At 64.6% G+C, this 15,769-nt stretch carries 4 protein-coding genes; all 4 read right to left on the reverse strand.

Going from position 1 to position 15,769, the window contains the following annotated elements; translation table 11 throughout:
• Nucleotides 1-58 precede the first annotated feature (58 nt).
• Nucleotides 59-2,350: a transglycosylase domain-containing protein gene (locus tag CO667_RS25635; RefSeq protein ID WP_097621093.1), complete on the reverse strand. Its 2,292-nt coding sequence runs from the start codon at nt 2,348-2,350 to the stop codon at nt 59-61.
• Between the two features lie 79 nt (nt 2,351-2,429).
• Nucleotides 2,430-8,369, reverse strand: coding sequence for an MG2 domain-containing protein (locus CO667_RS25640; RefSeq protein WP_097621094.1), 5,940 nt, complete (start codon nt 8,367-8,369; stop codon nt 2,430-2,432).
• A gap of 7 nt (nt 8,370-8,376) precedes the next feature.
• On the reverse strand, nt 8,377-13,929 hold the full coding sequence (locus CO667_RS25645) for a lysozyme inhibitor LprI family protein (protein ID WP_097621095.1): 5,553 nt from the start codon (nt 13,927-13,929) through the stop codon (nt 8,377-8,379).
• Nucleotides 13,930-14,122: 193 nt separating this feature from the next.
• Entirely contained in the window at nt 14,123-15,529 is a 1,407-nt protein-coding gene (locus CO667_RS25650; protein WP_097621096.1) for an adenylate/guanylate cyclase domain-containing protein, read from the reverse strand.
• Between the last annotated feature and the right edge of the window lie 240 nt (nt 15,530-15,769).

Raw genomic sequence — 15,769 nt, forward strand, 5'->3', positions numbered from 1 at the left:
CCCGCCCTTTTCGACCGCTACCTCACGCGTGGCCGACGACTGCGGCAGCGCGGCGTTCTCATTGCACATACACCGGTACGACTGCAGAGGTTTCGTCGCGGTAGGGCAGGCGGATCTGGAAGCGGTGTTCACCGCTCTGGATGGGCCAGAAGACAGGCTGGTCGGGATCGGTGACGGCGAAGGGCTGGCCATCGACATACCAGACGATTTGCGGCACATGCGGTTGCACATCGGCCTTCAGCGGCAGCCGGTCGAATGCGGCCGGCTGTTCCGGATTGCGCCAGATCTGGCTGTTGCGGGCAGGTGCCGATATGGCGAGATGGATCTTCGTGTTGGAAGCATCGGCAGCGGCGAGCGAATAATTCTGACTGTTCCCCGTTGTTGCACTGATCGGCAAAGACCTGAGGCTGGCGTCCGGACGAAGCGATAGCGCAGCCGCCTTCGGCATCTCGTCGGACTTCAGCCATTCCACCAGCGTCCGGCTGCAGCTGCTGTCGTTCGCCTGCCCGTTGACGACGCAAACCTCGATCGGCTTGCGGTCCGGCGGCGTCGGAAAGCGCGCATCGGCGATGTCTCCCGGCTTGTTGCCATGGACCCGGTCCATGATCGCGTGCACGAGGCGGGCGGCGCTGCCGGCGCCGGTCATCCGGCTCATGGTGCCGTCATCGCCGCGCCCGATCCAGACGCCGACGATGGCCTTTTCCGAATAGGCAATGGCCCAGGCATCCCGGTAACCCTGCGAGGTGCCGGTCTTGATGGCGACGGGGAAGGGATATTCCAGCGTGCCATAGCGGTGGAAGCTCGGCAGCCGGGCCTGCGGATCGGACAGGAAGGAGGTAATCAGCCGGGCCGTATCGAGCGAAATCACCCGGACGGATTGCGGCTGCGGCTGCTCGCGCGCCCAGCGCAGATCCCGCAATTGGCCGTCATTGGCCAGCGCGCCATAGGCCCGCATCAGCCGGTCCAGGCGTGTCGGCAACGAGCCGATCGCCATCGACAGGCCGAAATAATCGGCCGGGGTTTCGAGGTCATGCAGGCCGAGATCACGCAAAAAGCGGAATGTCGTGTCGAGACCGATGCTGCGCAGCAGATTGGTGGCCGGCACATTGCGCGAATTGGCGAGCGCCTGGCGGGGCAGCATGGGGCCGAGGAATTCGCGGTCGGCATCGCCGATGCCCGATGCGCCTTCCGGCAGATCCAGCAGCATGTCCGTCGGCTTCAGCACGCCGCGCTCGAATCCCAGCGCGTAAATGAAAGGTTTGAGTGTCGAGCCGGGCGAGCGCTGTGTCCGCGTATGGTCGAAGGCGCCGGCATGCCGGCCGTAATAATTGCTCGACCCCACCTGGGCGAGGACCTCGCCGGTCTGACGCGACACCACCATGACGCCGACTTGCTGCGCGCCCGCGGAGCGCCAGCCGTCGAGATATTGCCGTGCGAGCGCGGTGACGTCGGCCTGCAGGCCAAGGTCGATCGTCGTGTGGATCAGCGGCATATCAGCGGAAGCGGGCGCGACCAGGCCGTTCTCGATGAGGTCGTGGTAACGCAAGATCAGGTGCAGGGCGTCCGGACGGCGGGGCCGGTCGGGCATCCTGATGTCGGCGAGCTGGCGGTGAGCGATCTCCGCCTCGTCAGCCGGAAGGACCTCCTGTTTCGCCAGTGCGTCGAGAATGTGATGACCGCGCTGAACGGCCCGGCGCAAGCCCTCGGGCCGCAGCGGGTTCATCCGGGTCGGCGACTGCGGGATGGCCGACAGCAGTGCGATCTCGGCCCAGGACAAGTCGGCTACCGGCTTGTCGAAATAGAGCCGCGCCGCATGGGCGATGCCGTGGCTGCCATTGCCGTAAGGCGCCAGCCGCAAATATTGCGCCAGCGTCGCGTCGCGGCCGTAACGCAGGGTCAGCAAGACGCCGGTACCGGCCTCGAGGATCTTGTGCATGAAGGTGCGCGTCTCCGGCTGCTGCATCCGCGCCACTTGCATCGCAATGGTCGAGGCGCCCGAGCGGCGCTTGACGGCGCCGAGATTCTGCCAGGCGGCCCGGCCGATCGCATAGGGATCGACGCCGATATGGTCGTAGAACCGCCGGTCTTCGAGGGCAAGCGTTGCCTTCACGACGCGGTCGGGCAATTGCTCCAGCGGCCAATAGCCATAATCGATGCGCCCGCTGGCACTGTCGGCATGGCCGATCTGCGCGAGGAACGCGCCGCCGCGATCATAGAGTATCGGCGTCGGCGAAGGCGCGATCAGCTGCGCACGCTGATCGATGAGATAGGCATAGACCAGGGCGCCCGCCGCGAGAACCAGCGAGGAGAAAAATGCGAGCTTCGATCGGCGGCTTCCCCAGCGTGTCATTTCCCGGCCGGCTGGCTCCCTTGCCTGTTGTCGTCTTGTCTGATGTCGTCCTGCCTGATGTCGTCCCGATTGCGGCGGCCTATTTCGCCACCACGATCTGCACGGCGGCGCTCATTCCCTGCACGCCCTTCTGGTACATGGTTTCGGCAAAGGCCTGCGGCTGCGTATACGAGCCGGGGATCAGGGCGCGCGTCCGATAGGCAAAGGTGTGGTTGCCTTTCGCAAGCCTGTCGGACGCGCAAAATACCTGATCGTCCCCATAGGAGACCCAATCGCTCGGCAGGCTCGGCGCGATATCAGGCGTGGCCTCGGCCGGGGCGGTGGCGATATTGGGGTTGAGAGGATCCAGCCCTGCGGCAAGCGGCAGGGTCAGTGCCACATGGGTCCGATCCTCGGACACCACCAGTTCGACCCTCTCCTCCAGCACGTCGCCGACCTTGAGCTGGATCGCCCCTTTGGCATCGGGGACCAGCTTCTCCAGCGGCGCATTGCCGGCGGGGACGCGGTAGAGCGTGCGGGTCAGGGCAAAGCCCTGACTTTCGGCTTGGGCGGTGTAGCCGGCTTCGGCGGCGAGGTAGGTGGTTTCCACCAGCGCCAGAGCACTCGTCGTTCCGGTATTCTGGATGGTGACGGCGCTCGGATCGAGAGTGACCTGCCGCAACACGGGCGCATTGGCGTCGAGCGTCAGGTTTTGAACATTGCCGCTCTGTTCAAGCGTTAACGGCAAAGGCGTCGTCGGCCTCTGCCAGGCGGCTGCAAGCGCGCGGATCGCAGCCGAGGTGGCATTGGTCGAGCCCCAGCCGTCGCCTTCACCGAGCTGCAGCAGGGCGTTTTTCAAGGCGGGATAGCGTGGATCCGTTTCCGAGGTCAAAGCCGCCGCGCGCACCATTTCGGCAAGGCTGCGGGTTTCCGAAGGCAGGATGATCGGGCTGCCGCCATCCTGGGCCTGGCCGTCATAAACCAGCTGGCCATTGCGCGAGAGGATGCGCACGCGCGACCACATCGTGTCGGCGAGACCGGCGACAAGGCGTTGGTCGGCATCGGGTGCCGCCGCTGCCGCCGCCGTCATTCTGGCAACGCTGACATTCGGCATCACCGCGGCCGAGCGGGCGAGTTCGGCCGTATAGGCAGGATCGAGCGCGCCGCCCTCGGCCAGCGCCGTCAGAGCCTCGACCCGTTCGCGAACCTCGTCGCCGGTGAGCAGATGCGGATAGTCCGAGCGCAGCGATAGTTTCAGCACGCTGGCAAGGCGATCCGTCAACGTCTTGTCGGTGGGTTCGCCGGCTTTGTCGGCCGCGACCAGGAAGGAATAGGCCCAGGCCGTCAGCGAAACATTGCCCTTGCTGTGCGGCCAGAAACCGACAAGGCCATCGGCATCGACCGCCTGGCCGATGGCCAGCACGGTGTTGTGCACGTCGCCGTCTATGCGTTTCTCAAGCTGCGCAGCCGCCAGGATGGGTGCGAAACTTTTGAAGGCGACGCCGGAGGCGGCGAGCGATATCCGTTGTTCGGTGGAGCCATAGGGCGATTCCACCAGAGTGTTGAGGCCGGCGACGAGCTTCACCAATGCCGGATCCGAGGTCAGCGTCATCACCCGTTGAAACGATCCGGGGCGCACATTTTCCTCGGTGGCCGGCAGCGTTTTCGCGCCGCCCGCCGGGATTTCGACGATCTCGTAATGCCTGGTGGGCATGCGGTCGGACTTCAACGGCAGCGTGATCTCGACGGCGTCGCTGGCGTGGTCGGCGAGGCGCTCGACCCCGAAACGCAGCCGCACGTCCTCCTGGCCGGGCCTTGGCTCGGGCACCTCGGCGAGAACGCCGATGTGAGCCGGCTTGTTCTGTTCCCAGGTGAAGGAGAGATCCTGGCTGCCCTCCAGCGTCAAGCCGTCGGAAGCAATGGACGCAGCGCCGGCGCCGTCGCCGCCCTCGACGACGCGGGCAATGATGCCGGCCTCGAATTGGTCGCCATAACGCAGGAAACGGGGCAGGGCGGGTTGCGCCACGATCTCCTGCCGGATCAGCATTTCGCCGGTGCCGTAGCCGAAGCGGTCGGGACCGCTGACGGCCTTGGCGCGCAGCTTGAAGACGGTCAGCGAGTCCGGCAGTTTCATCTTGATCCTGGCGGTGCCGTCCGCGCCGACCTTCACGTCGGGAAGATAGATCGGCACCGGCGTGAAATTCTTGCGGACGGATATATTGTTGTCCGTGCCCCATTCCTCCCGCTCGTCGCCGCCCGGCACCTCGTCCAGAGGAATGATGCCGAAGGCCATGTTGCGGGTGTCGCGCAGCGCCATGGTCGATGGGCGCTTGACGATGAAATTCGGCAGCGGATCCAGCGGCTGCTCGGTCGCGAGCGACAGCACCGCCTGGTCGATCATCCAGAAGGTGGCATCGCCGGCGATCGGCTGACCGGTATCGTCGGCCAGATGCAGCGTCACCTCGACTTCGTCGCCGGGGCGAGCCTTCTTCGGATAATCCAGGGTCACGGTGATGCTGTTCTTCACCGGCTTGACCGTCACCGTCTTGGTCGCGGCGATCGTGACGGGCTTGCCCTGGTCGAAGGGCGCGTTCGGCGAGGGAATGCTGGTCTCCAGCCGGCCGCGCATAATGAGGAAGTGCACTGATATGTCAGGCGTATATTCCTTGCGGACCGGCACTGCGTAATGGCCGTATCCATCGGTGATGTCGACCCAGTCATAGCGGAACGTCCCCTCGGGCTCTTCGACGACGGCGAGCGCCCGGGCTGTCTGGAAGGGGGACTGGATCAGCAGATTGGCGGTGTCGCCGGGGATATAGCTGTCCTTATCGGTGGACACGACCGCGGTGCGGGCGGGCGGCTGTGCCCAGGTGACCGGCGTGGTGCCGCCGACGAAAAAGTCGACGCTGACCTGCTGCCGGCGGCCGATCCGGTCGCTGGCCTCGAGTTGAAGGACATAGACACCGGCGTCCTTTGCCTCGAGCGCCAGGGTCTGGATCTCGCTCGTGCTGGTAACCCTACGCTCCAGAACGGTCTCGTCCATCTGCTGGGTGATGTATTTCGCCGAACCCTGGCTGAAGTCGCTCGCCTGCAGCGTCGACGTCCAGTTGCGATGGATCAGGCGCGCCGTCATCTCCAGCCCGGCGACGGGATCGCCATTGCCGTCGACGGCCAGGATCTCGGGCTCGATGGCGCCCGGCTGCGGCACATAGCGCGGCAGCTTGAGACCGAGCACGAAGGGCGGGACGGCATAGACGTTGGTGATGCTGCGCACCTGCAGATCGTCGTCGCCGGTCACGGTCGCCTCGACCATGTAGCGGCGGGGCTGCGCCGTCGGCTCGATCGTCGTGTCGAAGCTGATACGCGAGGCGCCGCCGGCATCGGTGCTGCCGTCGCGTTCGAGCGCCGGCGAGGATTTGAATTCATCGCCGCCGGAGTAACGGGAATCCGTCGAAAACAGGAAGCCTTCGTGGCCGGGCGGCGTCCAATTGTAGGGATATTGCACCGCGCGCCAGCGGATGGGACGATCCGCCAGCAGGCCGCCGGCGAAATAGCGGGCGATCAGATCGACGTTGAAGGAGGAATCGAGCGGTACGGTTTGCGGATTGTTGAGCACGACTTCGAACGTCGGCAGGCGATAGGCCTCCTTCTTGAAGGAGATGCTGCCGCATTGGACCGTCTTGTCGGCCGTGCCGTCGCTATCGGCGGTCTCGGCCTGCCTGTCGTCTGCCGCCGCGTCATCGCTATTGCCAACGCTCGGCTGGCCGCCGGCATTCTCGTCATCACCGGATGTCTGCGCCGGTTGCGTTTGGTCGGGAGTCCCCGCCGTGTCGCCCGGTTCGAAGTGAACGTCGTAATCGCCGGTCGCCGGCGTCTCGGCGTCGAATTTGTGGTAAAAGCCGCCGAACGCGTCCAGCCGCACCGGGACGCGCCATTCCTGCTGGTCGGGGCCGGTAATCACGATCTGGCCGCCCCGCGCCGGCAGCGTCAGGTGACCGCCGAGATAGCTGCGGACATAACCCTTGATATGCACCGGCTCCTCCGGGCGATAGATCGGCCGCTCGGTAAAGACGTGGCAAAGGGTGCGGCTCTGCTCGGCACGCTCGTCTTCGGGATTGGTGGTCCAATCCAGCCAGGCGGCCGAGGGCTTGGTCCAGTTATCCCCGGCATATTGGGCCGGGGCATGATCGGGGTCGACGACCAGAGTATCCAGCCCCTTGGTCACGATGACGCGCCGGATCTGCGCGTCGGCGCGCTGCTGCAGCTCCCAGGAAAAGAAGCCCTGGGCGTCGGTCGTCCCGGTCGCGAGCGTAACGAATTTGCCGTCTCGCAAACCGTCGAGGCGTATTTGCGCCCCGCTGATCGGATTGCCGCCGGCAAGCGAGGTGACGGCAAAGCGCACCCGGTCCGGTTCCTCCACCGCGCTCAAGGTCAGGTCGGTGACCTGCACACGAAGCCAGTGGCGGGTTTGATCGTCCACGGCGCGCAGGCCGACGAGATAGGTGCCGGGCTGGTCGGCACCGGCAATCCTGGCAAAAAGCAATTTCAGATCCAGGCCGAATTTGGTGTCGACGCCGCCCTTGTGAATCGGCAGGTCCACGAATTGGGATATGGCGGGCGAGCCCAGGGCCTTGACGCGGGCCTGGATCGCATCGGCCGAAATCTCATCGCTGTCGGCCCATTTCTGCGGCTCCTTGCCGGGCAGGGGCGGTGCCTCGTCGTCGTCCGTATCGAGGCCGGATTGCGGGAAAGGCCAAAAGTCGCGGGACAGCGGATCGATCGCGTGGATGCGCACATCGGCCTGCTCATAGCCGCGCCCGCGCAATGGCACGAGTTGCGGGCCAAAGCGCTCGACCACGCCCTGCGACGCATCCCAGACGAGCGAGGACTGTTCCGGCGCGAAGGCGAATTTCCGGCTGAAACCGTCGGCCAGCGGTCTGCCGCGCTCATCCGTCAAGGCGCCGGCGGCCACATCGAGCGTATAGACCTTGTCGGTGAGAAAGCGGCCATCGATATAAAGACGCCCGTTGCTGGCTTCCGCCGTCAGATCGTCCACCGGCGGAGAAATGCGCAAGGCGTCCCGGACCGAGAACTGCTCTCCGGCCACTGGATTGCTCGAAAACCGGAAGATCAACTCGCGTGCCTGGCTTGATCGATCGGCGGTTTCGACGGGATTGCCGTCATCGTCGACCGCGGCGCTGTAGTCGCTGACGCTGGCGTTCGACGTGCAGCGCATGATGTCGTCGCTTGATGTGGCGTCGAAGCCCCGGCCGCAATCGGACTTGGTCATGGTGAAGGGCACCGCGGTGCGCACGCGCAATTCAAAGGTCTGATCGCTGAAGTCAGGCGTGTCGGCAAGCTTCAGCCGCAGAATGGCGACGCGGCCATCGGGCACGCTGGCATGCAGTTTTACCACATAGGATTGCTGGTCGCTGCGGCTGTTGCGTTCGAGCGGCTGGATATCGAAATCCTGCGCCCCCAACATCAGACCGCCTTCGTCGCCGATGCCCGGCGCCGGACGCAGCTCGATCGACAGAAGGCGGGCAAGTGCTGCGACATCGACGGGCTCGGCAAAGGTCAAGGTGATCTGGTCGAGCTCGTTGACCGGATCATCGCCCGCAGCCGGGAGCGTGGAGACCGGTACCGGCAGCAGCGGTATCAATTCCGTCTCGCCGCCGGCGTTCGTGCCCTGATCCAGCATCTTGACCGTGACGCGGGCAAGCGGCTGCCACTTGTCGGCGGGCCGGAATTGCAGGGCCCGCGGGCCGAGCCATTGCCAGGCACCGGCAGCCGCCGGTTCCATCGTCACAAAACGTTCGGGCGAGTCTTCCGGGCCGCCGGTGGCCGGGCCGGTATCCCCGGCGAAGAAAATCGTCACGGGATCATAGGCGCGCAGGAACCTCTCCGGCACGATTTTGACGCCGTCGGCGCGTTGCAGAACATCCAGAGCCGGTGCGGCAGCACCTTGCTGGGCGTGACCGCTTGAGATCAGCGTTGAAGACGCAAGAGCGAGGGCAATGAGAAATACGATCTTTTTCATTGGTGTTTCACTTCGATCCCGTGGGCTTCAAACCGGCACGCTGCAGATAATCGCTGATGATTTCGGGCGGCGGACCGGCGGGCGGCGGCGACAATCCAACCACCGAAGGCCGGACGATGAGCGTCGGTGCGTCGGCCGGGGCGCGCGCTTCCAGCAGGTAATAGCCTGCCGCAAGCTGCTTGAGCTGATTGACGCCCTCGCCGAGCACCTGGCCCTTGGCGTCCAGCAGCCGGCCGATCGCAAGGTCCGGATCGGAACGCAGGCCGACACCGATATTGCCGCTATTCCTGACCTCGAAGCCGAACAGCGCCGTCGCTCCCGGTGCAAGCACGACCGGGGCTCCGATGCCGTCATTGACCGGCACAACAGGCGTCGCAGTCATATCCAGGCTGCCCGACAAGGGGCCCTCATGCGTGGAATAGAGCGTCAGGATCGCCTCGCCCGCCGAGAGATAGCGGTGGAATTCCGCTCCTGTGGGAAAGAGCTGCATGTCGCGGTGACCATCCTGCTCCAGGGCTGCGATGACGGGGGCATCGGTGCTGACGTCGAGCACCATCGGCTGGGCCGGACCGAGACGGAAGGCCATGGCCTCACCCTCGAGCGTCACGCTCTGCGGCAGGGTCATCGATTGCGGCTCGGGCTTCGGCCAAGGCGACTTGCCGCCGCGTTCCAGCCACAGCGCCACGAGGCCGGCGCCGTGATCGACGATCAACTGGCCGGGGCCGGAGACGGACATGCTCTCCCCGCGGAAGACCCGACCGTCGGCGCCGATAAAGGTCGCCGCGCCGCCGGAGACATTCAGGACATCTCCTTTGATGGCATCGACCGCGATTTCTTCCGATCCGACCGTGCCGAAGAACCGGCGCCTGATCTGATCATTGCTAAGGCTGACGGCTTGTCCCGGCGACAGGCCGACGCGCGCCGAGCCCGCATCACCCGTCAGGTTGACGAGCCAGATCTCTTCAGCCGACGTCGCGATGCTGCGCGACAGGGGAGAGCCACCCGACCAGACGTTCAACAATTGCGAGGCTGCAGGGGCGGAGACGACGGCGATCCCCGGCGCCAGGTCGAGTGTCAGCCGTTTCACCCCGCCTGCCAGCTTCACCGGCTGCGCGCTGAAGGCCGGAACGGTCGCCGTCAAAGTGCCGTTCAGCTGCACCGCCTCGAGTTTTGCCGCATCGATCGGCCTCAGCCGCATCTGCAGGCCTTCATCGCTGGCGGCGTTCCAGATATGCAAATCCTGATGATCGGCCAGAGCGACCGCAGAGTTGAGGCTGACGCCCATGCCGCGTCCGGCCGCGAGGCCCGGCTGGCCGAAGGCCGAATCCGCGCGCCACACCCTCACCTTATCAGGCAAAGGCGGGGTCGCCGGAATAACCGCCCGATCTCCCGGCGAAAGCGTCAGCGCGATCTCTGCATCGGGCTGCGCAGGGTTCACCTCCACATGGCCGGCTGCACGGGAGACCAGCCATAAACGATCCGATTGCGGCGCAAAAAGTCCTGATGTGGCCGCCGTGAGCGGGCGATCGGCGCTTGCGCTTGCAAACAGATCTGCGCCGGCGCCGAGGTCGACGAGGCCGGCCGATGGTGCATGCACAAGAGCAACGTTCAGAGAGAGATCAAGACCGTCGATCGCCACGGGTTCCAAGGCGATGTCGCCGGGCTCGCGCATCTCGCGGGCGATGCGGCGCGCGGCGATCTTGATGGGCGCTGCCCCGCCGTCAAGAGTCCAGACCGATGCGCGCCATTCTGCTTCTCCCTCCGAAGCAGGCCAGGCGATAAAGGGCGTGCGGCCACGGGCAAAGGCTTGCGGCTTCCAACTGCCATCGGCGTCTCGTTTTTCGACGGAGAGAACCAGGTCGCTGGTGGACTGCGCCGCCACCAGCGCGAGCTGATCCTTTCCATTGGCCGGCAAGGGACCCGGCAGAGGGAAAGTAAAGACCGAGGCGCCATCGACGGAGGCGCTGCCGGTCTCGGCGAGCGCCGGCTGCGGCTGCTCCTGCGGCAGGGCGAACTGGACCTCGATATCCCCGACATTGGCCTCGTCGCCGCCTGCCTCCTGGTCATCGCCGTCGGTTTCCTGATCGTCGGAATTATCATCCGATTGGCTGGCCGTGCCTGAGGCCGCCGCCTGATCGAGGGAGAGCCTATAGGATCCGGCCGGCAGGCGGGTGGACAGCGCGATGTTCCAATCATCGCTGCGCCCCGTCAGCCGTTCGAGGACGGCGCCTTGCGCGTCCTTCAGCACGCCCTTGATTTCGCTGCGGCCGAAAGTGCCGAGGCTGACGACACGGTCCTTCTCGACATTGAAGGAAAGCTCGGCCGGCAGGTTGACGAAGCGCGCCTCGCCGGGCTGCAAATCCTCAGTGTTCAGGGTGATCTGATAGTCCAGCCGGTCATCACGAGCGAGGCTTGTGAGGTCGATCCGATAATGCCCGGCCTTCAATGTGCCGGTAAACCGGGGAGCGGCGACAAATCGGGCGATCTGCTCCTTGTCGTCGCGAAACAGTGTGCCGATCATGCCTTCGGTGAGATCGATACCGACATCCGCATCGGCAAGAAGATCGAACGTCCAGCTATCGGGAATGCGTGCGTCGCCCTTGCTCTGAGGCTCGCGCCACTGAAATGCCTGGGTCTGATTGAAGGCCAGCGGATGCGGTCCATGGCCCTGCAGCTGCGGCGGGTCGATGACCGGCCTTAGCCGCGCGACAAATCGTGTGTCGACATCACGCGGCAGGATCACCAGGCGATAATGCCCCGGCGTGAAATCCTGACTAAGGCCGGAAAGCGGCCCCGGCGCGGTGAGCGGCCATCCCTCGGCATCCTCGAGACGAGCGGTCAGGTCTTCCCCCAGGGAGTAGAGATCAAGCTGGTAAGACCCTGCACTCGTGATCTCGATCGGCACGACAGCGCCGCGCCCGCCGGAGAGAATTCCTCGGCTGGTGCCATCAGTGACCAGGCTTGCCGCCGTCAGAAGCGAGGCCGGTGTCACGGCGACGCCGAGATGGCCGGAGGAATTCTGTACGGAGATGTCGATCTGATAGGTTCCCGCGCGCAGATAGGTTTGCAGCAGCGCATTGTGGCCATCGCCATTGTCCGCCGCTTCTCCGAGTTTCGGCAGGAAGGATGTGCCAAGGCTCAGCGAAGTCTGCAAACGGCCAAGGGTTTCGATGCGATAAAGCCCGCCTTCCGCCACCTCGAGCCGGTAGGCTTTCCGAGCGTCCTCGGCGAGATCGAGAAACTGGGGTTGGCCTGTTATCAACGGGGATGCGGGGGGCGGCGGTTCGATCTTGCCCGCCCCAGCCGCATCAGGCTGCCAGCTGACGACGATCGAGCGGGCAGCGCCGGAAGCCGGGAAGCGCAGGCTCAAGGTCCGGCCTTTTGCATCGACGCGCTCGTTGCCGGCCGCAAAAGCGACTGGGCTATTGTGCATATCGACGGCGGCGATCGTCCCGCCGGCGGGCACACGGACGTCGATCTGCAAATCCGCTGCCGAGGCCGGCTGCCAGAGCGCCAGTGGCCGCGCCTGCAGATCCGCGGGCAAGGCCACGGCACGCGGCCCCGTCAGCAGACCGGGCGCTGCATTGGCGATGATCTCGTAGCGCGTGGCCTTTTCGGCGTCCCGGATGCCGAAGGAAATATGGGTGCGCGCCGGAGCGGCGGGCTCAACCGGTGGGACGAGGCCCGGCGTGCCGAAGGTGAGATCGACGATGCCGGCGGCATCGTTGTCGGGCAGCAGCCGCAGCAGATAATAGCCGGCGTCCAGATCGAAATGATCGGGATTGCGGCCATCGGCGCGCGGGGCATTGCCAACCAGAACCGGGCTGATGTCGGTGTGCAGGGCAACGCCGGAGGTGCGGACCGCGATCTGGCCCGCCTGCGTCATTTCGAACAGCAGCGATGTCGGCCCGCGTAAATTGAAGCGCTGCCGCCAAGCCTGGCCTGGGCCGAGATGCGGCAGGTCCGACGCGACGATGGTGGCTTTGCCACCGCCATCCTGGCGCACCAGCAGCGCCGTGGCCGGAATTTCATCGCCGCCTTCGCCGGCAACGTCGAGACTGATGAGATTGGGCACCGAGCCTTTAAATCGGGTTTCGGTGCCGAACCGAACCCCGCGAACCTGGAAATGCTGGCCTTCATAACCCGAGACTTCGACGATGCTCGGCTGGCTGTCTGTCGAAAGTGAAAGCGTGGCTGTCGGTTCACGGCTGGCCTTGTCGATTGCTGCGCTTTGGAACGCGGTCTCAGCGCCGGAAACCCGACCGGCCCGGAGCACGGCCGGCGCCGATTGCGGCAGCTCCAGACGGAAGGTATCGAGATCTGCCGGCGCCTCGAAACGGATCGAGCCGAAAGGTCCGATGACATTTTCGGCAATCCCGCCAGCCAGCGATAGCTGCGTGCCGGTGCGAATATGGAATGGCTCTGCGGCGTCCGCGTTGGTCCAGACAAGCTTCTGGCCGCCATAGGCGGTCACGAGGTAGCGGCCCGGCTCGACCGTTCCCGTAAGCGTGGCCCGGGTTATCGGCAGGCCCGGCTTCAATTCGAAGATCGACATATCAGGCGAGAGATCGGCAATATCGGTGCCGTTTCGCCACAAGCGCAGATCCTGAAGCGAGCGTCCAACCGCCTCGATATCGACGCGCCCGGATTGGGGCCCGGATTCGGGAATGTCGATCCAATAGGATCTTTGTTGCAGATCGCTGAGATCGGCATGGACGGGGCTGAGCGCGGCCAAAGCGGCGTCGGGCTGTTCGAGCTCCTGATAGGCTTGCGCGGTGAGCTTGACGTCGCCGGCGGCACCCTTGGCGCCGAACACACGGATCTTGTAGGTGCCTTTGTCGAGCAGCGCGTCGATCCGGCCGTCGCTGACGCCGGCGGCACCCATGCGGCCGCCTGGGCCTGCGATCATATCGACGAGCTGCAGCGCCGCACCGGAAGGGCTCTGCGTGCGGATGGTGATATGGCCCGGCGTCTCGACGGTCAGCAAGGTGCTGCCATCCTGATCGCCAGGCAGGCGATCCAATGCCAGATGCGGCTGCGACACCAGCGGGGGCGGGGCTTTTACCGGCGCGGATGGAGCCGCTGCGGCAGCCGAGGGCGCCGAGATATCCGGTGCCGCCGCTGACTGTGTCACCGGCGCGGTCGCCTGCGCAGTCATTGGCGTGGGTTGGACGACCGGGGCAGTTTCGGGAGACTTCTGGCTTGGAGAAGGGCTCGCTGCGTTCAACGCCGTAAGACGCTTGTGATAACTTGCTGTCAGGCAGCTCGACAGCCGGACCGGGTCGGTATCCACGCAGGATTTATTCCGCTCCGCCAGCCAGCGGCGCTGTTGCTGGCGCAGATCGTTCAGCTTGACCGGGTCGCCGCCGAGATCCGTCAATGCTTGCCGATAGGAGGCCGCCAAGGCGGTATCCTCAGCAATCAGCGCCGGAGAGGCGCAAATCGCCTTCTCAATAACGCTCTGCGCCTTGCTGCAATCAAAGGATTGCGCGTGGCAGACTGTCGAATAAAGACCAAAACCGAGGGCAACAAGCGCAGGCAGGCGGAAGACGAAAGCCATGAACAACTCGTTTTTTAGGTGGCCGGCACACTAGTCAATATGAACTATCGTTGATCAAGACAATATGCTTCACCCGCACAAGGTGTGGCGATGACAAAAACAGCAATCCGCGGGCAAAAATCCGATTGGGATTTCGAGGAAATACAGCCAGCACCGATGTTGATGTCGGGCTGCAATGCGCGCGAAGGGCAGCTCAGGACAGGGCGAAAATTCTGACCTCCCGCCCGATGCCCTGAAGTTCCGCCATCCGCGAGGCCGATGTGATGCCGCCGTCACGCAGGATCTCCGAAACCTGGGCGTCGCCGACGATCGCCTCCGTCGTCATGATCACATTGGGATCGGCAAGGCCCTGGACGCGGGAGGCGATATTGACGGTCTGGCCGAAATAGTCCTGCCGGTCGTTCAGGTTGACGGCGAGGCATGGTCCCTCATGAATGCCGATCTTCAGGAGAAGATCGTCGCTGCCGTGTTCGGTATTCAACCGAAGCATCGCCTCCCGCATCCTGAGCGCGGCCGCCACCGCGCGGTCCGGGCTCGGGAAGGTCGCCATCACGGCATCGCCGATGGTCTTGACCACGGCTCCGGCTTCTGTGGCGACGATCTCGTGCAGAACCCTGAAATGGGCGCGCACCAGATCGAAAGCGGCAAGATCGCCGACGCGCTCATAGAGCGCGGTCGAGCCCCTCAAATCGGTGAAGAGGAAAGTCAGGCTGGTGATCTTGAGGCGCTGGTCGACGTCAAGCGTATCGGTCCGGTAAATGTCGCGGAAGCTCTGGTTGGTCAGCAGGCGCTTGGCTGTCAGAAAAGGCCGCCTGCGGCCCAACAGGTCGTGCAGCTCATCGCCTGCAATGCAGACGTTCGGCACCACCCTGCGATCGGTGTGGTTTTCGAGGGTGAGCCGCAGCAGGCCGGGACGAAGGGTCAGCGTTTCGTTCAGCGCATGCGTCCGGCTGATGACCATCGACAGGGTTTGGCGTTCGTCGGTGGGCTCGCCCTGCACGTCGATAAACTGCGCCGAATGGGTGACCGCATCGAAGATGATGACGAATTGCGCCGGCAGTTGCAGGGAGACGAAAGCCTTCTCGCCCGGAGCCAGCTCGATCATCTCCAGCTGGATGCGTGAAAACTTCGCTTCCAGATCCTCCGGCAAATCGACACCGGAGCTGAAGAAGATCTGCCGGTAGTATTCAAGCGGAGGAAGCCGATCAGGGTCATGGGCGGCAATCCTGCGCACGCGCGGGCTGACGGTAAATGTTACCTCGACCATCTCGTCGAGCGTCGGCTCGTAGCCGGCCGCGCAGAGCGCGCAATGGTAGGTCTCCTGGGAGACCCCTTTAAGGGTCGCGCCGCTGTCAAGCACGCCGCCGCATCCCGGGCAAAGCACGTTCCAGGTCATTTCGAAGGCGCCGATGCGGGCGGCGTGCAGAAGCGCTGCGATGGTTTTCTCTTCATCGAGATGGTGCTTGTCGGCGAAGGCAAGCGCATTGATGCGATTGAGATCGCGATCCGAGCCATGCCTGACGACGTTTTCGATGCACTCGACCGTCTGCGGGTCAGCGGCCTGTCGCAGGGCGGCAAAAAGGACGTCCACTTCACTCATGAGACAGGTCTCCGTGCGCAGAACCCACGGCGGACGACGCCAGGGCCGCGATCATAACACGGGACTTTCTTAATAGAAATCGATAGGCTCGGAGCTGCCTGCTGCCCAAGCGACTTGGACTGTTCATTTGTCGAGCGCCGCAGCCGACGATCCCCGACCGCTTCGTCGCAACATGGTCAATGACAAATCCGTCAATGCTTTCGAGCCAATGACGGCATCAGTGCTTCCGGTTTGCGCCCC

This window comes from Rhizobium sp. L43 (assembly GCF_002531725.1).
GTDB lineage: Bacteria > Pseudomonadota > Alphaproteobacteria > Rhizobiales > Rhizobiaceae > Rhizobium.